The sequence below is a fragment of the Shewanella sp. ULN5 genome, from assembly GCF_030731885.1.
In the GTDB taxonomy this organism is placed as follows: Bacteria; Pseudomonadota; Gammaproteobacteria; order Enterobacterales; family Shewanellaceae; genus Shewanella; species Shewanella holmiensis.
This window is the reverse complement of sequence record NZ_JAPJEE010000001.1, coordinates 163,737-185,045: the sequence shown is the minus strand read 5'-3', so window position 1 is coordinate 185,045 and position 21,309 is coordinate 163,737. Positions and strand designations below refer to the sequence as shown.

Annotated in this window: 19 protein-coding genes; all 19 read left to right on the top strand. The window is 41.6% G+C overall.

What is annotated here, in order from left to right; all coding sequences use genetic code 11:
• Positions 1-7: 7 nt before the first annotated feature.
• The 19 genes from flgH (at position 8) to fliI (ending at position 21,282) form a co-directional block, all read left to right on the top strand.
• A complete protein-coding gene (gene flgH, locus ORI98_RS00770) occupies positions 8-682 on the top strand; it encodes a flagellar basal body L-ring protein FlgH (protein WP_306133870.1) in 675 nt (224 codons plus the stop codon).
• A gap of 10 nt (positions 683-692) precedes the next feature.
• Positions 693-1,793, top strand: a complete 1,101-nt coding sequence (locus ORI98_RS00765) for a flagellar basal body P-ring protein FlgI (RefSeq protein WP_261298033.1) — start codon at positions 693-695, stop codon at positions 1,791-1,793.
• Positions 1,794-1,853: 60 nt separating this feature from the next.
• Entirely contained in the window at positions 1,854-2,981 is a 1,128-nt protein-coding gene (flgJ, locus tag ORI98_RS00760; protein WP_261298032.1) for a flagellar assembly peptidoglycan hydrolase FlgJ, read from the top strand.
• Positions 2,981-4,906, top strand: coding sequence for a flagellar hook-associated protein FlgK (flgK, locus tag ORI98_RS00755; RefSeq protein ID WP_306133868.1), 1,926 nt, complete (start codon positions 2,981-2,983; stop codon positions 4,904-4,906). Before flgJ ends, flgK begins: the two co-directional genes overlap by 1 nt.
• A 12-nt stretch (positions 4,907-4,918) precedes the next feature.
• Positions 4,919-6,121, top strand: a complete 1,203-nt coding sequence (gene flgL, locus ORI98_RS00750; protein WP_306133867.1) for a flagellar hook-associated protein FlgL — start codon at positions 4,919-4,921, stop codon at positions 6,119-6,121.
• 81 nt (positions 6,122-6,202) lie between these two features.
• Entirely contained in the window at positions 6,203-7,024 is an 822-nt protein-coding gene (locus ORI98_RS00745; RefSeq protein ID WP_306133866.1) for a flagellin, read from the top strand.
• A gap of 318 nt (positions 7,025-7,342) precedes the next feature.
• Positions 7,343-8,161 (top strand): flagellin, encoded by an 819-nt coding sequence (locus ORI98_RS00740; RefSeq protein WP_306133865.1) that lies wholly within the window; start codon positions 7,343-7,345, stop codon positions 8,159-8,161.
• 132 nt (positions 8,162-8,293) lie between these two features.
• Entirely contained in the window at positions 8,294-8,713 is a 420-nt protein-coding gene (locus tag ORI98_RS00735; RefSeq protein ID WP_306133864.1) for a flagellar protein FlaG, read from the top strand.
• 57 nt (positions 8,714-8,770) lie between these two features.
• Complete coding sequence (fliD, locus tag ORI98_RS00730; protein ID WP_306133863.1) at positions 8,771-10,135, top strand: flagellar filament capping protein FliD; 1,365 nt, start codon at positions 8,771-8,773, stop codon at positions 10,133-10,135.
• Between the two features lie 23 nt (positions 10,136-10,158).
• Positions 10,159-10,479, top strand: coding sequence for a hypothetical protein (locus ORI98_RS00725; RefSeq protein WP_306133862.1), 321 nt, complete (start codon positions 10,159-10,161; stop codon positions 10,477-10,479).
• A gap of 6 nt (positions 10,480-10,485) precedes the next feature.
• Positions 10,486-10,890 (top strand): flagellar export chaperone FliS, encoded by a 405-nt coding sequence (gene fliS, locus ORI98_RS00720; RefSeq protein ID WP_306133861.1) that lies wholly within the window; start codon positions 10,486-10,488, stop codon positions 10,888-10,890.
• 559 nt (positions 10,891-11,449) lie between these two features.
• On the top strand, positions 11,450-12,880 hold the full coding sequence (locus ORI98_RS00715) for a sigma-54 dependent transcriptional regulator (protein ID WP_306133860.1): 1,431 nt from the start codon (positions 11,450-11,452) through the stop codon (positions 12,878-12,880).
• Between the two features lie 206 nt (positions 12,881-13,086).
• Positions 13,087-14,187, top strand: coding sequence for a PAS domain-containing sensor histidine kinase (locus ORI98_RS00710; protein ID WP_371931105.1), 1,101 nt, complete (start codon positions 13,087-13,089; stop codon positions 14,185-14,187).
• A complete protein-coding gene (locus tag ORI98_RS00705) occupies positions 14,180-15,526 on the top strand; it encodes a sigma-54 dependent transcriptional regulator (protein ID WP_306133859.1) in 1,347 nt (448 codons plus the stop codon). Before ORI98_RS00710 ends, ORI98_RS00705 begins: the two co-directional genes overlap by 8 nt.
• Before the next feature lie 162 nt (positions 15,527-15,688).
• Positions 15,689-16,042, top strand: a complete 354-nt coding sequence (fliE, locus tag ORI98_RS00700; protein WP_261298022.1) for a flagellar hook-basal body complex protein FliE — start codon at positions 15,689-15,691, stop codon at positions 16,040-16,042.
• A 65-nt stretch (positions 16,043-16,107) separates the two neighbouring features.
• Entirely contained in the window at positions 16,108-17,787 is a 1,680-nt protein-coding gene (gene fliF / locus ORI98_RS00695; protein WP_261298119.1) for a flagellar basal-body MS-ring/collar protein FliF, read from the top strand.
• Complete coding sequence (fliG, locus tag ORI98_RS00690; RefSeq protein WP_261298021.1) at positions 17,780-18,832, top strand: flagellar motor switch protein FliG; 1,053 nt, start codon at positions 17,780-17,782, stop codon at positions 18,830-18,832. The genes fliF and fliG overlap by 8 nt, the downstream gene beginning before the upstream one ends.
• Positions 18,833-18,878: 46 nt before the next feature.
• Entirely contained in the window at positions 18,879-19,973 is a 1,095-nt protein-coding gene (gene fliH, locus ORI98_RS00685) for a flagellar assembly protein FliH (RefSeq protein ID WP_306133858.1), read from the top strand.
• Positions 19,942-21,282, top strand: a complete 1,341-nt coding sequence (gene fliI, locus ORI98_RS00680; protein ID WP_261298019.1) for a flagellar protein export ATPase FliI — start codon at positions 19,942-19,944, stop codon at positions 21,280-21,282. Before fliH ends, fliI begins: the two co-directional genes overlap by 32 nt.
• Positions 21,283-21,309 lie beyond the last annotated feature (27 nt).

Sequence of the window (21,309 nt, the reverse complement as noted above, 5' to 3'; positions counted from 1 at the left end):
GGCGGCGATGAGTAAATACCTAGCGTTAGCAGCCATGTTGCTGTTGGTCGGTTGTAGTTCTACTCAGAAAAAGCCGATCCCTGATGATCCGTTTTATGCGCCGGTTTATCCAGATGAGCCACGCACTCAAACTGTGGCGACGGGGTCTATTTATATGGACTCGCAAGCATCCAGTTTGTATTCAGATATTCGCGCCCATAAAGTTGGTGACATTATTACCGTGGTACTTAAAGAGTCTACCCAAGCGACAAAGAGCGCTAATAATGAATTGAAAAAAGGCAGTGATTTAAGTGTTGACCCCATTTACGCAGGTGGTGGCAACGTCACGATTAAAGGGGTGCCGTTAGATTTACGTTACTCCGATAGCATGAACACCAAGCGTGAAGCGGATGCCGATCAATCTAACAGTTTAGATGGCAGTATTTCAGCCAATGTGATGCAAGTTTTAGGTAACGGTAATTTAGTTATTCGGGGCGAAAAGTGGATATCGATTAACAATGGTGACGAATTTATTCGTGTTACCGGCATTGTTCGTAGCCAAGATATTACGCCCGACAACACCATTGAATCAACGCGAGTAGCAAATGCCCGAATTCAATATAGCGGTACAGGCACTTTTGCCGACACTCAAAAAGTGGGCTGGTTAAGCTCGTTCTTTATGGGTGAGTGGTGGCCTTTCTAAGGGGTATGACATGAACATTAAACCAATTTTAGCCATGTTATTGACAGCATGTATGGTTATCGCTACACCTGTTGATGCACAGCGAATCAAAGATATTGCCAATGTACAGGGGGTGCGTAATAACCAGCTAGTGGGCTACGGTATTGTTGTGGGGTTACCTGGAACCGGTGAAAAAACCCGATATACAGAGCAAACATTTAAAACCATGCTAAAAAACTTTGGCATAAATTTACCTGACTCTGTTAGACCTAAAGTTAAAAACGTAGCTGTGGTTGCTGTTCATGCGGATATGCCAGCATTTATCAAACCAGGTCAAACTCTTGACGTTACCGTCTCGAGCATCGGTGAAGCTAAAAGTTTACGCGGAGGCACATTACTGCAAACCTTTTTGAAAGGGGTTGACGGTAATGTTTACGCCATCGCTCAGGGCAGCTTGGTTGTTAGTGGTTTTAGTGCTGAAGGATTAGATGGCTCTCAAGTTATTCAAAATACTCCAACGGTAGGCAGAATCCCCAGTGGTGCAATTGTTGAGCGAAGTGTGTTGTCACCTTTTGCTAGTGGCGATCATTTAACCTTTAACTTACGTCGTGCCGATTTTTCAACCGCCAAAAGAACAGCCGATGCCATCAATGATTTACTCGGGCCAGGTATGGCACGTGCTTTAGATGCCAGTTCAATTCAAGTCAGTGCACCAAGAGATGCTTCGCAGCGTGTATCGTTTTTAGCGACCCTCGAAAATGTAGAAGTAGAGCCCGCAGATGAATCAGCTAAGGTTATCGTTAATTCTCGAACAGGTACGATTGTTGTCGGTAAAAATGTCCAGTTATTACCCGCTGCTGTAACGCACGGTGGATTGACGGTCACCATTGCTGAAGCCACGCAAGTTTCTCAACCTAATGCGTTAGCGGGCGGCCAAACCGTGGTGACCAGTAATAGCACTATTGATGTTGAGCAAAGCGATCGCCGCATGTTTATGTTTAATCCTGGCACCACACTGGATGAGTTGGTTCGTGCAGTGAATTTAGTGGGGGCCGCGCCTTCTGATGTCTTAGCTATTCTAGAAGCGTTAAAGATGGCAGGCGCTTTGCATGGTGAACTTATCATCATCTAAAAATTGTCACTTTTTATGCGGTAGACAATTTAATAAGCCGACATCTGTAACGGGATTACTATGGAAAAGCTGTCAAATTCTTCGCACTTTCTGGATCTAGGAGGACTGGATTCACTCCGTGTTCAGGCCCAGAAAGACGAGAAGGGCGCGCTTAAAGAAGTCGCCAAGCAGTTTGAAGGTATCTTTATTCAAATGCTGATGAAAAGCATGCGCGATGCTAACGAAGCCTTTAAATCTGATAGTCCATTTAACAGCGATGCAACAGCATTCTATGAGCAAATGCGTGATCAGCAAATGTCGATGGATTTATCCAACAAAGGCATGTTGGGTTTGGCAGAGTTAATGGTGCATCAGCTTTCCCCCGATGACAGCCCTATGACTCCAGCTTCGGTATTACGTGGTAACAGCGATAATCGGGTTAATCCATCGATGTTTGTTAATAACCCAAGTGGATCAGAAGCTGTACCAACATTGCTTGCAGCTAATTCAGATGTTAATCCATCAGCCATTCCACTATCTGACCATGCTGCATTATCAGTGACGTCGGCATCTTCTAAACAGATGATGGATTTAATTCTAGCAGGCAAAGCACCAGCCAATCCGATAGACAAGGCTAACGGCAAGGATTTGCCGACGGCAATGGTTTCAAGTGATGTGGTACAACCCATTAAACGTCAACGTGAGCAGTTGAGTAAATTTAATGACCCACAGCATTTTATTTCAGTGCTTTATCCTCACGCAGAAAAAGCCGCGAAGCAACTGGGTACCACACCTGAAGTGTTAATTGCGCAATCAGCGTTAGAAACAGGTTGGGGACAAAAAGTTATCCGCAAACCAGACGGCACTATGAGTAACAATTTATTCAATATCAAAGCTGATAAACGTTGGGATGGCGACAAAACTACGGTTAACACGCTTGAGTTTGAAAAAGGAATTCCGGTTCAGCAACGTGCCGACTTCAGAATGTATGAAGATTTAGAGCAAAGCTTTACTGATTTCGTGTCGTTTATTTCACAAAACGATCGATACCAGGATGCTCGTAAAGTGGCTAATGAGCCACGTCAATTTATTCATGCTTTACAAAAAGCGGGTTACGCCACAGACCCTCAATATGCCAAAAAGGTGATCCGCGTTATGCAATCAGTCACAGAAGGGCTTAAGTCTGTCATACCAGGGGAGACTAAATAATGGCTATTGATCTATTAAACATTGCCCGTCAGGGCGTACTAGCATCTCAGTCACAACTGAGTGTCACCAGTAATAACATTAATAACGTTAATACCTTAGGTTATCACCGTCAAGTGGCTACTCAGGCCGCTACTGAATCACAACGTTTAGGTAATAGTTTCTACGGTACAGGCACTTATGTTTCAGACGTCAAAAGGGTGTACAACGAGTTTGCGGCACGTGAGTTACGTATCGGACAAACCAGTTTAAGTGCGGCTGAAGCCTCGTATTTAAAAATGAGTGAGTTAGACCAGCTTTATTCTCAAATTGGCAAAATGGTACCTGCAGGGTTAAATGATGTTTTTGCCAATATTAATAGCATTGCAGATTTACCAACCGATTTAGGTATTCGTAATGGCGCATTAAGCTCAATGGATCAATTAGCAAAAACGCTAAACCAAATGCAGTCGCATTTAGATAATCAAACGAAACAGACTAATAGCCAAATTGAGTCAATGACTGCCCGCATCAATGAAATTAGCAAAGAGCTGGGTAACATTAACTTAGAGCTAATGAAAACGGGCGGCCAGGATAGTCAGTTACTGGATAAACAGGATGCGTTGATTCAAGAGCTTAGCCAATATTCGCAAGTCAATGTGATTCCATTAGATACCGGCGCTAAATCCATTATGTTAGGGGGTTCGGTGATGTTGGTGTCGGGTGAAGTGTCGATGTCAGTGGGCGTGACCACCGGCGACCCATATCCAAATGAGCCACGAATTACCGCAACGACAGGTAATCAATCACTTGTAATTGATCCTTCTAAATTAGGTGGCCAGTTAGGGGCTTTATTTGATTTTCGCTCAGATACCTTAGTGCCAGCAAGCCAAGAATTAGGTCAGCTTGCACTGGGTATTGCCGATGCGTTTAATGATATGCAATCTAAAGGTTTTGATTTAAACGGCAACATTGGTCAAAACATCTTTCGCGATATTAACGACCCATTAATGTCATCAGGTCGAGTGGGTGAATACTCTACTAATACCGGCACTGCAAAGCTAAGCGTGAATATTGACGATGTTGGTCAATTGAGTGGCGGCGGATATGAATTGTCATTCACCGCGCCAGCTACATACGAATTGAAAGATACTCAAACGGGAAACATCACTCCATTAACATTAAATCCACCAGGTGAATTGGTCGGCGGCGATGGCTTTACGATTAACATAGGTAGTGGAGCTATGGCTGATGGCGATAAATTTGAAATCCGTCCCACCTCAGGAGCGGCATCAGGATTAACGACAGTGATGACCGATCCTAAAGGGATTGCTGCTGCTGCGCCAAAAATCACTGCCGACGCAGCAAATTCAGGCGAGATGGATGTCAAAGTCAATAATATTAATCGCACCGCTGCTGGATTTCCGACAACGGGTGGTGAGTTGACTGTAAAAATTGACAGTGCGACGAATACCTTTGAAGTCTTTGATGCTGCAGGCACCTCTATCGCAGGGCCAAGCGCATTCACACCACCACAAATAAACACACCTTTTGGGTTCAGTTTTGAAATTGATGATAGGTCAGCCGCAGGTGTTTCTGACAGCTTTACCTTTGATTTATCGTTCGCCGAAGGTGACAACAGCAACGCAGTAGCCATGGCAGAGCTTGCTGATGCTAAATTAATGAATGGCGGAACAACCACATTAACGGGTGTTTTTGAAAATACCAAACTTGATGTGGGTAATAAAACCAAAGCAGCAGAAGTACGTGTCGAATCCGCCGATGCCATTTATCAGCAAGCTTACAACCGCGTGCAAAGTGAATCCGGAGTAAACCTTGATGAAGAAGCGGCTAACTTAATGCGTTTTCAGCAATCTTATCAAGCCTCCGCGCGAATTATGACCACTGCGCAACAATTATTTGACACTTTAATTAGTTCTGTTCGATAGGAGAATTAAATTATGCGTATTTCTACCGGGCAAATGTTTCATCAAAACGCGACCAATATTCTACAAAAGCAAACCGCGACCAACAAAATACTCGAGCAGCTTTCTAGCGGCAAAAAAGTCAATACCGCAGGCGATGATCCTGTAGCAGCGATTGGAATTGATAACCTAAAGCAAAAAAATAGCCTAGTTGATCAGTTTATTAAGAATATTGACTACGCCACAAACCATTTATCAGTAACCGAAAGTAAAATTGGCAGTGTAGAAACATTGACCTCAACCATGCGTGAACAATTACAGCGCGGAGCAAACGGCAGCTTAAGTCAAAATGAGCGGCAAATGATTGCCGAAGAAATGAAACAAAGCCTTGAAGAGTTGTTATCTATTGCCAATAGCCGTGATGAATCAGGCAATTATTTATTTGCTGGCACCGAAAGTAATACCTTGCCATTCGAGTTTGATACTAATGGCGAAATGATATACAGCGGAAATAATGACGTTAGAAAAAGCATTGTTGCCAGCGGGGTGACCATGGGAACGAATGTTCCGGGAGACACGGTATTTATGAATGCGCCTAACCCTTTGGGTGATTACGGTGTCAATTATTTAGCGTCTCAACAAGGTGACTTCAGTATTAATAGCGCCAAAATAACTAACACTGGCGCGCATATAGAAGATACCTATACCTTTAACTTTGTTGATAATGCAGGCGTTTTAGAACTTCAGGTAGCGGATTCTAGTGGAAGTATTGTAACAACCGTACCTAACTTTGACCCAACTGTCCCAGTCAATGTTAATGGTATTGAAGTAAAAGTGAGTGGCACTCCTGTAGCTGGTGATAGCTTTACCATGGAGCCTAAGAGTAGCGTCAGCATATTTGATAGCTTTAATGATGCAATTGCATTGCTAGAAGACCCTAATGCAAATGCAACGCCGCAAAATAGCTCAAAGTTGGCACAACTATTGAATGATATAGATAGTGGTCAAAATCAAGTCAGTCTGGCCCGAGGAATTGCCGGTAATAGCTTAAAAGCCTTAGAAAGCTTTTCAACAAACCATGCAGAAGAACAGATAGTCAATAATAGCGCATTGTCATTATTAGAAGATTTGGATTATGCAGAAGCAATTACCGAGTTCGAAAAACAACAACTGGCGCTCAATGCGGTTTCGAGTGTTTTTGGAAAGGTCGGGTCACTGTCTTTGTTTGATTATATCTAACGAAGCAATACCGAACGTTAAATTGTAAAATTTAGCCAAGCTCCACAGTCTTGGCAGCAAACTAGGAATGAGGAATTATTTATGGCTATTACAGTAAATACCAACGTTACATCGATGAAAGCGCAAAAGAACTTGAATACATCAAGTGGCGCACTTGCAACCTCAATGGAACGTTTGTCTAGCGGTCTGCGGATTAACAGCGCAAAAGACGATGCTGCCGGTCTAGCGATTTCTAACCGCTTGAACTCACAGGTTCGTGGCCTTGAGGTTGGAATGAGAAATGCGAATGATGCTATTTCACTTGCGCAAATTGCAGAAGGTGCAATGCAAGAACAAACTAATATGCTCCAACGTATGCGAGATTTAACCATTCAATCAGAAAATGGTGCTAATAGTACTGCTGATTTAAAAGCACTAAAAGCTGAGATGGATGAGCTAGCGCTTGAAATTACAGAAATCGGTGAAAATACTGCATTTGGTGATACAAAATTATTAACTGGTGATTTTGCTACTGGTAAAAGCTTTCAAGTTGGTCATCAAAATGAAGAAGATATTACGATAAGTGTAGCTAAGTCAGATGCTACTTCCTTAAGTGTCAAGACTTTGAATAATAGTACAGCAGCTCTTCGAAGTACCGCATTAACTAAAATAGATGCTGCGATTAAGGCTATTGATTCTCAGCGAGCTAATTTAGGTGCAAAACAAAACCGCTTAGCACATAACATTGCTAACAGTGCCAATACCCAAGCTAACGTTGCCGATGCAAAATCTCGAATTGTTGATGTCGACTTTGCTAAAGAAACGGCAACCATGACTAAAAATCAAGTATTGCAACAAACGGGTTCTTCGATGTTAGCTCAAGCTAACCAGTTACCACAGGTTGCACTGTCACTACTTGGCTAGTTTACCTAACTAGATTAGCCTTATTACGATTAAAACCTTTTATGGCGTCAAGTCATAAAAGGTTTTTTATTATTAATCATAGTCCTCATTATTAGCTCTTTAGATACCCAGCACGTTTTCTGAACATTTAACGTATTAATAAATATAGATAAATGATGCTTAATTGTCAGTTTTGATATTTTTTTTAAAAAAAAGCTAAAGCAAAATAACATCTGGCCGTTAAATATACTGTAACCAGTAAGAAATGCCTGACTTGACTTACCCGATAAGCAAACAGGCTTAACGATTAAGTCAGGCAATTTATAGAGGAATTAAATCATGGCTATTACAGTAAATACTAACGTAACATCAATGAAAGCGCAGAAAAACTTAAACGCATCAAGCGGTGCCTTAGCCACCTCTATGGAGCGATTATCTTCTGGTTTAAGAATTAACAGTGCAAAAGATGATGCTGCAGGTCTGGCAATTTCTAACCGCTTGAATTCACAGGTGCGTGGATTGGAAGTGGGCATGCGTAATGCTAATGATGCTATTTCGATTGCTCAAATCGCAGAAGGTGCGATGCAAGAGCAAACCAATATGCTTCAGCGCATGCGTGACTTGACCGTTCAATCAGAAAATGGTGCTAATAGTACTGCTGATTTAACAGCACTTAAAGCTGAGATGACTGAGCTAGCACTGGAAATTACAGAAATCGGTGAAAATACTGCATTTGGTGATACAAAATTATTAAGTGGTGGTTTTGCTACTGGTAAAAGCTTTCAAGTTGGTCATCAAAATGGAGAAGATATTGTTATTAGTGTAGCTAAGTCAGATGCTACTACCTTAAGTGTCACTGGTTTGGGTAATAGTACAGCAGCTCTTCGAAGTACCGCATTAACTAAAATAGATGCTGCTATTGCTACTATTGATTCTCAACGAGCTAATTTAGGTGCGAAACAAAACCGACTAGCACACAACATCAGTAACAGTGCTAATACGCAAGCTAACGTTGCCGATGCTAAGTCTCGCATTGTTGATGTGGATTTCGCTAAAGAAACATCTACCATGACTAAGAACCAAGTGTTACAGCAAACCGGTTCTGCCATGTTAGCCCAAGCGAATCAACTTCCACAGGTTGCACTATCATTACTATAATATTAGTAAGCTAGTCAAAAGGTTAGATGAAAAGGAGGTTCTTCAAAGGATCTCCTTTTGTCGTTTAATCCTACAGATATATTTCAGTTATGGTTATAGTTGGAACACATTACTGAATTAATGAGGTGACATATGGAAATTCATCATAATAATTCAACCGCGAGTTTTTTAGCTCAGGCTGATGTAACTAAAAATGGTTTAGATAAAGAGCCATTAGCATTAAGCAAAGGAAGTAACCTAGAAGCGACCATTAAACGGGCATCTTCTATCCAGGCAGTTAAAGAGGCGAGTGAGTCTAAAGAGCCGAAAGGCAATAAGGACAAGCCTAACGATCAAGAGTTAAATCAAGTCGCTAAAGATTTGACCGACATGATGTCAATGATGCAAAAAGGGCTAAAATTTTCTGTTGATAAAGAGTCTGGTCAGCAGGTGATAAAAGTTCAAGATATTGCCTCAGGTGATATAATTAGGCAAATACCCAGTGAAGAAGCATTGCTTCTTGCTGAAAAGCTCAGTGAAGTATCGGGTATTTTAATGAGAATTGAAGTTTAACCTCAATAGTTTGGTCTATTTATTGCTTCACTTTTTTGGATTAATTAGGAGTTAGTTATGGCATTAACAGCTACGGGGATTGGTTCCGGCCTCGATATATCTACAATCGTTAAAGTGCTTGTAGATGCCGAAAAAGTCCCAAAAGAAGCAATGTTTAATAAAACAGAAGATGCGATTAAAGCGAAAGTATCTGCTGTTGGTACCTTAAAAAGTGCATTGACTACATTTCAAGATGCACTCGCCAAATTGCAAGACGGTAATTCTCTTAATCAGCGTAAAGTATCAACCGGAGGTAGTGAATATTTTACTGCCTCGACAACCAGTTCGGCAAAGTCGGGCACTTATAGTATTCAGGTTGAACAATTAGCTAAAGCCCATAAAGTGGGTGGCGCCTTTGCAACCGATGCTCAGCAAACTGTGGGCACAGGGCGTTTAGATTTTACTATTGGCTCTGAAGCTTTTGGTGTTGATATTGAAGCAAGTGATGATCTTAACGCAATTGCTAATAAAATAAACAATGCCTCAGATAACCCCGGAATGACTGCAACTGTGATTACCAGTGATGGTGGTAGTCGATTAGTATTTAGTTCAGATGTTGAAGGGACAGATAGTCAAATTTCTGTCAATGCTACAGATACAACTGGCACAGGCTTGGCTGATATGTTCAATGGCGTGAGTTTGTCCGAACTTCAACCCGCTACAAACTCAATTGTCTATATTGATGGACAAAAAGTGACTTCACAAACCAACACGGTTGCTGGCGCTATTTCGGGTGTTTCTTTAGATTTAACAAAGGCAGATATCAATCAAACCTCTACATTATCAATCACGCTTGATACAGAAGCAGTTAAAGAGAATATTAAAGGCTTTGTTGATTCTTATAATGCGTTAATGGCGTCTATTGATAAATTATCTTCCTATGATGCCGATACCAAAAAAGCCTCGGCATTACAGGGGGATTCTATTATCCGTTCCCTAGAGTCGCAGTTGAGGGGAATTGTCAGTGATAGAGTTGATGTTAATGGTGAAACTATTGCATTGTATGAAATAGGAATTAGTACTGATAGATACGGTAAGCTGACAATCGATGATAGCAAGCTTGATGATGTGATAGCTAATGATATGGATAAAATTGAAGGCCTGTTTGCAAGCGAAACAACAGGGCTTGCAAATCAATTGGACGATCTTGCTGAAAATTATGTTAAAACCGGCGGCTTAATCGATGACAGAAACAAGACTTATACTAAACAGACCTCTCGATTAGATGACCAACGAGAAGCTTTTACTTTGAAGATGGAACAATTAGAGGCAAGGTTATATAAGCAATTTAATACCATGGATCTCATTGTGGCTCAGTTAAATCAGCAAAGCGCAGGCTTATACGATAGACTAAATTCATTACCGGGTGTAGTTCCTCAATAGTGGTCATGTATAAAGGATGATAAATGTCTGAGCTTGATGGTATTAATCAGTTAATAATTCGTTTGTTGAGCGAGATTGAATCAATACCTGCTGAAAATGAAGAGACTGATAACTTGGTCTCTAAATTGCATGAGTTGTTTCAGCAGCGTCAACTTTTTATTGAGCAGATAATTAATAATGAGTTGAGTGTTGATGAAAAGGCTCTACGTGAACAGATCGATTTGACAAATCAATTATCTAAAAGAGCCCAAGCTATATCGCAAAATAGAAAAGATTTATTGAGTATTGGTAAATCAAATAAGCGAAAAATACAGGTTTATAAGGCCATTGATTCAGATAGGTAGGTAAAAATGAGAAGTTCACTGCAGTCATACCGAAAAGTGTCTTTAGACAGCGAGATTGCTGTAGCGTCACCGCATCGTATTATTCAAATGATGTTTGCTGGGGCATTAGAAAGGCTCGCCCAAAGTCGCTATGCGATTGAACGAAAAGATTTACAGAATAAGTCTCTTTATATTGGTAAAGCGATCGGTTTAATTAATGGATTGAACAATAGCTTGAATATGGATGCTGGTGGTGAAATAGCAAATAACTTAAGTGATTTATATGGTTTTATGTTGGTTAAGATCACCGAAGCTAATATCAATAATGATGTAAAAGCTATTGATGATGTCTCAGCAGTTTTAAGAACTATTAAAGAAGGTTGGGATGCTATACCACAAGATAAACATCACCTCACTTCGGAAACAAATTAGTTTCTATGCTCTGATGCTTTTGACATACTCTGATCAAACGCTAGTTAGCTTTGCTTACTAGCGTTTTTTATTTTCTTTATAAAGTATCAATAGCATGACTGATGACTGAATGGTTATTCACTAAAATTGTTTGATATAAACCTGAGTTTAACTTAATGAGCTTAATTAAGACTTGTTAAAAATCGCATTCGTCTAAGTAGTGGTTATTTAAGTCGCACTTTTGAAGCTGACTCTCAATTGAAACTTGGACTCTGTAGATATTTATTCTTTAAAACAGGGTACTTGCGTGAAAAATAATCGATTATGCGCTAATATTAATTCTGTTAGCTAATAAGACGTCGTTTGACTTGCTTATGAGGCTCGGTTAATACAATATTTACGTTCGAAAAAAGAATTTCTGCCTAAAGTAGGCAGCAAGTGTGAGTAAACGGATTTTTTTACTGGCATTTGCAACGAATCGTCACCCCTTGTGACCATAAAAAATCCTTTGGTTTTTACTGAAAAACCGTAATAATGCCAATGGATATTAAAAACCTATAAACAAGCTTTTGGCCCCTAAATGATGCAAATTGAACAACGAATCTTAATTGTCGGTACCGTTTCTGAGCGTGTAACACGCCTGTGCTGCATTTTTGAATTCTTAGGTGAACAATGTGACATTGTTTCTGTTGACGCCTTAATACCATTAATAGAAGAGTCTCGATACCGTGCCATTGTGCTTGTATCTGATGGTATGATGACCGAAAGCATCAAAAATATCGCAACTATCGCACCATGGCAACCTTTGCTGTTGTTAGGTAATGCTCAGGTCGAAACATCAAACATTTTGGGTGTTATCGAAGAACCTTTCAATTATCCCCAACTTACTGAGCTATTACATTTTTGCCAGGTTTTTGGCCAAGCCAAGAAAGAGCAAGTGCCTACCAGTGGTAATCAAACTAAGTTATTTAGAAGTCTTGTTGGCCGAAGCCAAGGGATAGCGAATGTTCGCCATTTGATCAGCCAAGTAGCAAGTTCTGATGCGACAGTGTTAGTACTTGGGCAATCTGGTACGGGTAAAGAAGTGGTTGCGCGTAATATTCATTATATTTCTGAACGCCGAGATGGGCCTTTTATTCCGGTTAACTGTGGCGCTATTCCGCCAGAATTACTTGAAAGTGAGCTGTTTGGTCACGAAAAGGGATCTTTCACTGGTGCAATATCTTCCCGTAAAGGTCGCTTTGAATTAGCCGAAGGCGGTACGCTATTTCTGGATGAAATAGGTGATATGCCATTGCAAATGCAAGTTAAATTGCTGCGTGTGCTTCAGGAACGCGTATTTGAGCGTGTGGGTGGTAGTAAAACCATTCAAACCGATGTGCGTGTTGTTGCCGCTACCCATCGTGATTTAGAAACCATGATTTCTGAAAATGAGTTTCGTGAAGATTTGTACTATCGTTTGAATGTTTTTCCTATCGAAATGCCGGCATTATGTGAGCGTCGTGACGACGTACCTCTACTGTTACAAGAGTTGGTCAGTAGAGTATTTAACGAAGGCCGAGGTAAAGTAAGGTTTACGCAGCGTGCAATCGAATCGCTTAAAGAACACGCTTGGTCTGGTAATGTGCGTGAATTATCGAATTTAGTTGAGCGTCTTACTATTTTGTATCCAGGCGGATTAGTTGATGTAAATGATTTACCGCAAAAGTATCGCCATATAGATGTGCCTGAATATTGTGTCGAAATTAGTGAAGAACAATTAGAAAGGGATGCTTTGGCATCAATTTTTAATGATGATGAGCCGATTGATATTCCCGAAACTCGCTTTCCGACAGAGATTCCTCCTGAGGGGGTAAATCTTAAAGATTTATTGGCTGAGTTAGAAATTGATATGATCAGGCAAGCGTTAGAATTGCAAGACAATGTAGTAGCAAGAGCCGCTGAAATGCTGGGCATTCGTCGTACTACCTTGGTTGAAAAAATGCGTAAATATGGCATGAGTAAAGAATAAAAATTTAACAGCACCTATTTCAAACTAGCCTATAATACTTTCTAAAGCATATCGACTCGATATGCTTTATTTTTTTGGCACACTTAATGCAGTAACCCGTTAAATGTAATTCTTTTGACGGAGTCGTTATGCTAAACGCACACGCCATAACTCAGCAAAATCAAACAGATTTTCAGCAAAACATGTTTTCGCTGGAATCTTCTGCTGTGTCCTCAATGCGAGTCAATAGCGCTCCTGAGTTTTCACATGACAGTAAATTGACTTACGGTCAGTTTGCCAAAGTGCAAGAGGCCGCGAATATGTCAAATCAAATGGCGCATATTCTTCAAGCGCTCCCTTCTGGGGTGGTGATTATTAATGGCGATGGTGTCGTGACGTTAGCTAATCCAATGGCGGCAGAATTACTTGGTCGACCTTTACAAGGGCTACGCTGGTTTGAAATCATAAACCGGGCATTTTCTCCTCAGGACGATGATGGGCATGAAGTGTCATTAAAAAATGGCCGCAGAGTTAAGTTAGCCATCTCGCCATTGACTCCTGAACCTGGTCAGTTAATTGTGCTAACCGATTTAACAGAAACCCGCTTACTCCAGAAAAATTTATCGCATCTACAGCGTTTATCTGCGCTGGGTAAAATGGTGGCAACACTGGCACATCAAATTCGCACACCGTTATCAGCGGCATTACTTTATGCTTCAAATTTAGGTAACCCTAAACTTGCAGAACCTTCGAAAACGCGTTTTCAAACAAAATTGGTTGATCGTCTTAATGAGCTTGAACGTCAGGTCAACGATATGCTGCTGATGGCCAAAGGTCGACAAGATGCGAAAGCTGATAATGTTGCTATAGCGCAAATCATCGATGTGGTAATGGCTAATTGTGAAGTGATTGCTCAGCGAAAATCGTGTGAAATTTTTCAAGAGTGTTTAACCGACGCAAGCCTAATAGCAAATGGTGATGCACTGAGTTCAGCGGTAAATAATTTAGTGATGAACAGCCTCGAAGCTGGTGCGACAAAAATAAAAATTTGTGCATTTGAAGATGATGAACAGGTTATTTTAGATGTTATCGATAATGGTAAAGGCCTTGACCCTAAAACCCAACAACAGGTACTAGAGCCGTTTTTTACCACAAAAGCGCAGGGTACAGGTTTAGGGTTGGCTGTTGTGCAGTCTGTTGTACGCAATCATGGCGGTAAAATTCAATTATCCTGTAAGCCACAAATGGGTTGCCAGGTGAGGTTAAGTTTTCCTATGTTAAAAGTGGTTGATGCAGAGTCTAACGCTCAGGAGATTAATCATGTCTGAAGCAAAATTGCTGTTAGTTGAAGATGATGCTGATTTACGTGAAGCATTACTCGATACCTTACTGTTAGCCCATTATGAATGTGTTGATGTCGGCAGTGCTGAAGAAGCGATAATCGCCCTAAAGGCGAATCATTTTGATTTGGTGATCAGTGATGTGCAAATGGAAGGGATTGGCGGCATAGGTTTATTAAATTACTTACAGCAGGCTCAGCCGAAGTTACCGTTATTGCTCATGACAGCTTATGCAACCATCGACAGTGCCGTGAGTGCAATAAAATTAGGTGCCGTAGATTATTTAGCGAAACCTTTTGCACCAGAAGTATTATTAAATCAAGTATCAAGATACTTACCACAAAAACAAAATACCGATCAACCCGTTGTAGCTGATGAGAAAAGCTTAGCATTATTGGCATTAGCCCAGCGAGTAGCAAACTCAGATGCTTCAGTCATGATCATGGGGCCGAGTGGCTCAGGTAAAGAAGTGCTAGCACGATATATTCATCAGCACAGTAGCCGTAAAGATGAACCGTTTATTGCGATTAATTGTGCCGCAATTCCTGAAAACATGCTCGAAGCCACTTTATTCGGTTATGAAAAAGGCGCGTTTACCGGAGCATACCAAGCTTGTCCTGGCAAATTTGAGCAAGCTCAGGGTGGGACGCTATTGCTTGATGAAATTTCGGAAATGGAATTAGGTTTGCAAGCTAAGTTACTTCGAGTGTTGCAAGAGCGAGAAGTGGAACGTTTAGGTGGTCGTAAAACCATAAAACTTGATGTTAGAGTCTTAGCTACCTCGAACAGAGACTTAAAAGCCATTGCCAGTACTGGTGAATTTAGGGAAGATTTATATTATCGCATTAATGTGTTTCCGCTGACTTGGCCAGCGCTAAATCAACGGCCAGCTGATATTTTACCCTTGGCCAGACACCTGTTAGTGAAACATGCCAAGGCATTTAATATCAAACCTGTTCCTTCATTAGGTGAGGTAGCGACGCGTCGGTTGCTGGCGCATCGCTGGCCAGGAAATGTGCGGGAACTTGATAATGTCATTCAACGTGCCTTAATTTTACATGCTGGAGGTGAGATTTGTGAACAAGATATCATTATCGATTCTGCTGATGTCAATATGCATCTAGATACTCAACATACTGAAAAAACCACGGAAACTGAAGGGCTAGGCGGTGAATTACAAGCACAAGAACATGTCATTATTCTTGAAACGCTTAATCAATGTAATGGTAGTCGAAAACTTGTCGCAGAAAAATTAGGCATCAGTGCCAGAACACTTCGCTACAAAATGGCTAAAATGCGTGATGCGGGGATCCAGTTACCTGCATAAGCATCAAAACTGTTCGATTAATCCGCAACTCTATTGTTTTATCAACAAAGCTACACGTAAAAGGTAGCTTTTTTGCTTTATTCTTCATATTGGCACTCAACTTGCTTTATCCCTATTAACAGATCTAGTTATCGTCAAATAATCGACGAATGGGAGTACAGCATGCAGATTAACGCCAATCCATTACTTCAAGAAATGCAGTCGCTTCGTGGCGCGATTACACCATCTAATGCTTCGAGTATGGACTCGATCATTCGTCCTAATTTAACTCAGCAAATTAATAACACCAGCGGTGCTGATTTTGGCCAACTGCTCTCACAAGCTGTGGGGCATGTTAGTGGCTTGCAGCAAACATCATCAAATTTAGCGACTCGTTTAGACATGGGCGATTCAACCGTGACCTTGTCTGATACGGTCATTGCCCGAGAAAAATCGGGCGTGGCATTTGAAGCAACCGTTCAAGTGAGAAATAAACTGGTTGAAGCTTATAAAGAAATTATGAGCATGCCGGTTTAACGGGTGGCAAACACCGGTTCGCTGATGAAAAAGAATAATAGTAGGGGCATATTGTGAGCACAGACATAATGGTAGGTTCAGATGCGGCACTTGATGGCGGCATTCAGCAAGAGAATAAATCTGGCTTGCTGAGCAATATGGGCGGTGCAGATATGATGCGTCAGGTGACCATGATCTTGGCGTTGGCGGTGTGTTTAGCGCTAGCTGTTATTATCATGATGTGGGCGCAGGAACCTGAATACCGTCCACTGGGTAAGATGGAAACTTCTGAAATGATCCAAGTTTTGGACGTTTTAGATAAAAACAAAATCAAATACGAAATCAATGTTGATGTCGTTAAGGTTCCAGAAGATCAGTATCAAGATGTGAAATTGTTGCTTAGCAGAGCGGGTATCGAAAGCAGTACCCAAAATGATGATTATTTAAGTAAAGACAGCGGCTTTGGCGTTAGCCAACGCATGGAACAAGCGCGCTTAAAACATAGCCAAGAATTAAATCTTGCCCGCACGATTGAAGAGTTAAAAAGTATTAGCCGCGCTAAAGTTATTCTGGCGCTACCAAAAGAAAATGTGTTTGCTCGAAATGCATCAAAGCCAAGTGCTACCGTGGTTGTAAGCTTGCGTCGAGGCGGTTTAGGACAAGAAGAAATTGATGCTATTGTTGATATCGTTGGTTCCGCAGTTCAAGGGTTAGAGCCTGCACGCGTAACAGTGACAGACTCAAATGGACGTTTATTAAATTCAGGCAGTCAAGATGGCGCATCAGCTCGTGCGCGCCGTGAATTAGAAATAGTGCAACAAAAAGAAGCTGAATACCGTAAAAAAATTGACTCAATTTTAATGCCTATTCTTGGCCCTGAAAATTATACCTCGCAAGTTGATGTGAATATGGACTTTACTGCCGTAGAACAAACATCAAAACGTTTTGACCCAGATTTACCTGCACTAAGAAGTGAAATGACCATTGAAAGTAACTCTTCGGGTGGCAGTACAGGCGGTATTCCAGGCGCACTTACTAATCAACCTCCAATGGATGCAGACATACCTATGGAAGCTGGTGGCGCATCTGAAACCACGAAATCTTCTGATACTCATCGCGAAGCCACTCGTAACTTTGATCATGACACAACCATTAGCCATACGCGTCAGCAGGTTGGTCAAGTGCGTAGAGTCAGTGTTTCTGTTGCACTAGATTTTAAACCAGGCCCCGCAGGTGAAGACGGTGTTGTTACGCGAGTACCACGTACGGAACAAGAACTGACAAACATTCGACGTTTATTAGAAGGCGCGGTTGGCTTTAGTAGCCAACGTGGTGATGCATTAGAGGTTGTTACCGTACCCTTCATGGATCAGTTGATGGAAGAATTACCTGAACCTGATATGTGGGAACAACCTTGGTTTTGGCGAGCTATCAAGTTAGTGCTAGGAGCCTTAGTTGTCTTGGTACTGATATTAACGGTTGTACGTCCAATGCTTAAACGCCTTATTAATCCTGATGGTGTTAATATGCCTGAAGATGTGCGTCTAGGGCATGAGCTCGCAGAGATTGAAGATCAATATGCTGCGGATACCTTGGGAATGCTCAACAGTAAAGAAGCCGAATACAGTTATGCTGATGACGGTTCAATTCTTATCCCTAACTTACATAAAGATGATGATATGATTAAGGCGATTCGTGCACTTGTTGCAAATGAACCTGAATTATCCACTCAAGTAGTTAAAAACTGGTTACAAGACAATGGCTAATGAAAAAGTAGACAAAGTAGAAAAAGCTGAAAAAGGCGCCTTTGATCCTGAGTCTTTATCTGGGATTGAAAAAACGGCTATTCTGTTGCTGAGTTTGAGCGAAGCCGATGCCGCGTCAATTTTAAAGCACCTTGAACCTAAACAAGTGCAAAAAGTTGGTATGTCTATGGCGGCAATGCAAGATTTTGGTCAAGAGAAAGTGATTGGCGTGCACAAGCTTTTTTTAGATGACATTCAAAAGTTTTCCTCCATAGGCTTTAACAGTGAAGAGTTTGTGCGAAAAGCATTAACCGCGGCACTGGGCGAAGATAAAGCGGGTAATTTGATTGAACAAATTATTATGGGCAGTGGTGCCAAAGGTCTTGACTCATTGAAATGGATGGATGCACGCCAAGTTGCCACCATTATTCAAAATGAGCATCCACAAATTCAAACCATTGTTTTATCTTATTTAGAACCGGATCAAGCCGCAGAGATTTTTAGCCAATTCCCTGAAAATACCCGACTTGATTTAATGATGCGAATTGCAAACCTTGAAGAAGTGCAGCCTGCGGCATTACAAGAATTAAACGATATCATGGAGAAACAATTTGCTGGTCAGGGCGGTGCACAGGCAGCCAAAATGGGTGGCTTAAAAGCTGCAGCCAACATTATGAACTACCTTGATACAGGGGTAGAAAGTCAGATTATGGAAACCATGCGTGAGTCTGACGAAGAAATGGCCCAGCAGATCCAGGATATGATGTTCGTATTCGAAAATCTCATTGATGTCGACGACCGAGGTATTCAAGCGCTTTTACGTGAGGTTCAGCAAGACATATTAATGAAAGCACTAAAAGGTGCCGATGAAGCCTTAAAAGAGAAAATTTTAGGTAACATGTCCAAACGTGCAGCTGAATTATTGCGTGACGATCTTGAAGCAATGGGGCCGATTCGTATTAGTGAAGTGGAAGTGGCACAAAAAGAAATTTTATCGATTGCCAGACGATTATCCGATAGTGGTGAAATCATGCTTGGCGGCGGTGGTGGAGAAGAGTTCCTTTAACCGCAGTAAAAGTATCATTACATAGGCATTTAAAATTGGTTTAACTATGACAGACTCAAAAATATCCAAAAAAGTGTTAAATGTTGAGGATGAACATGAGTTCAGCCATTGGCAATTGCCGGATGTGACGCTTGATAATGCCGATAAGCCTTCAAATTTGTACGGTAAAAAAGCTGGCGCCTATCAATCATCAACACCTGCGGTAGAGCAGGCGGTAAAAATGCCCACAATGGCGCAGATTGAAGAGATCAGAGCCGATGCTGAACGAGAAGGTTTTGAACAAGGTAAGCTAGATGGTTTTCAACAAGGGTTAGAACAAGGTCGATTAGAAGGTTTAGCCCAGGGACATGAAGAAGGTTTTGCTCAGGGGGAAATACAAGGGCATGAAGCCGGCACAATTAAGGCAGAGCAATTAATCGCTCAATTTACTCAATTAATAAACCAATTTGAACAGCCTTTAGCTGTGTTAGATGCCGAAGTAGAAGCCGAATTACTGGCTATGACACTCTCACTTGCTAAAGCTGTTGTGCAGCAAGAATTAAAAATGCACCCAGAGCATATTGCCGCAACTATTCGTCAAGGCGTTGATGCTTTACCTATAAAAGAGCAACGTGTAAAAGTGAGGTTGCACCCTGAAGATGTCAATTTAGTGACAACCTTATATGGCCAATCTCAATTAACTCAAAATGATTGGGTATTAGAAAGCGATCCGAGTTTATCCCAAGGTGACGTGTTTATTGAAAGCTTGCGTTCCACGGTCAATTTAACCTTAGCACAACGGATTGAGCAAATTTTTACTCATTTGGATGCGCAGTCGCTGCAACTTAGCCATCAAGTTAATCTAGCAAAACAAGATGATAGTGTTTATCGCTCAAAAACTGTAGATGACTTAGCCAATGCACTCACTAAAACACCTAACACTGATGAGCAAGATAGTGATGTGAATTCGGGGAAAGAAGAGAGCGTTGCTCACTCCCAAAGTGATATGCCAGCTTTGCAGCCAGAAGTAAATCTTCAAACGAAGAGCGCCCCCCTAAATCCAATCTCGGACGAGCGTTCTATGCTCAATAGCGATAATGCAGAGGATGCAGTTGATCAAGGTGAAGTCGATGATAAACCGTCAACATCAATTACTGAATAAACTAAAAGTTCATCACCAAAGTGTTGTGCCACTTAGGCCTATTGCCAGTGGTCAATTGGTGCGTGTTGTTGGCTTAACATTAGAAGCTACAGGATGCAGAGCCCCCGTTGGTAGTTTGTGCTCGATAGAAACCATGGTAGGTGAATTGATTGCAGAAGTGGTGGGTTTTGATGATAAATTACTCTATTTGATGCCAGTTGAAGAACTGCGCGGAGTCTTACCTGGAGCCCGTGTACAGCCTTTGGGTGAGCAATCCGGTTTAAGTGTTGGATTTAGCCTATTAGGCCGTGTGTTAGATGGCAGTGGTCAACCCTTAGATGGACTTGGTCCGTTAACAACCAATGAGCAAGCGTCTCGCCACCCTCCTTATATCAATCCACTTTCTCGCCGCGCGATAACCGAACCTTTAGATGTTGGCGTTCGTGCGATTAATGCGATGTTAACAGTGGGTAAAGGTCAGCGCATGGGGTTATTTGCAGGTTCTGGTGTCGGTAAAAGTGTGCTGTTAGGAATGATGACCCGCGGCTCTAATGCCGATGTAATTGTTGTTGGTCTAGTGGGCGAACGTGGTCGCGAGGTAAAAGAGTTTATTGAAGAGATTTTAGGTGAAGAGGGACGTGCACGTTCTGTGGTTGTAGCGGCTCCTGCTGATACTTCACCACTGATGCGTCTTAGAGCATGTGAAACATCTACCCGAATAGCAGAATATTTTCGAGACTTAGGCTACAACGTCCTACTATTGATGGATAGCTTAACCCGTTATGCTCAGGCGCAGCGTGAAGTCGCCTTGGCGATTGGAGAGCCGCCAGCGACTAAAGGCTATCCTCCTTCGGTATTCGCTAAATTACCTAGATTAGTTGAGCGAGCTGGTAACGGTGGTCCTGGACAAGGTTCAATTACCGCATTTTACACCGTATTAACTGAAGGTGATGATCAACAGGATCCTATTGCTGACGCATCACGCGCCATTTTAGACGGTCATATTGTGTTATCTCGTCGCCTGGCTGATTCAGGCCATTATCCTGCTATCGATATTGAGCAATCTATTAGTCGTGTGGCACCTATGGTTATCAGTGCTGAACATTTAGAAGCAATGCGCCGTGTAAAACAAATGTATTCTTTATATCAACAAAATCGTGATTTGATTTCCATTGGAGCCTATTCACAAGGTAGTGATCCTCGAATAGATAACGCTATTAGATTACAGCCTGCGATGAATGCGTTTTTACGTCAAGGCTTTAAAGATGCCATTAGTTTTGAAAATAGTGCCCTTATGATGAGCCAAATAGCGGGCCAATGTCAGAATTAATCCTTTCATTGCATAACGGTCTTTAGG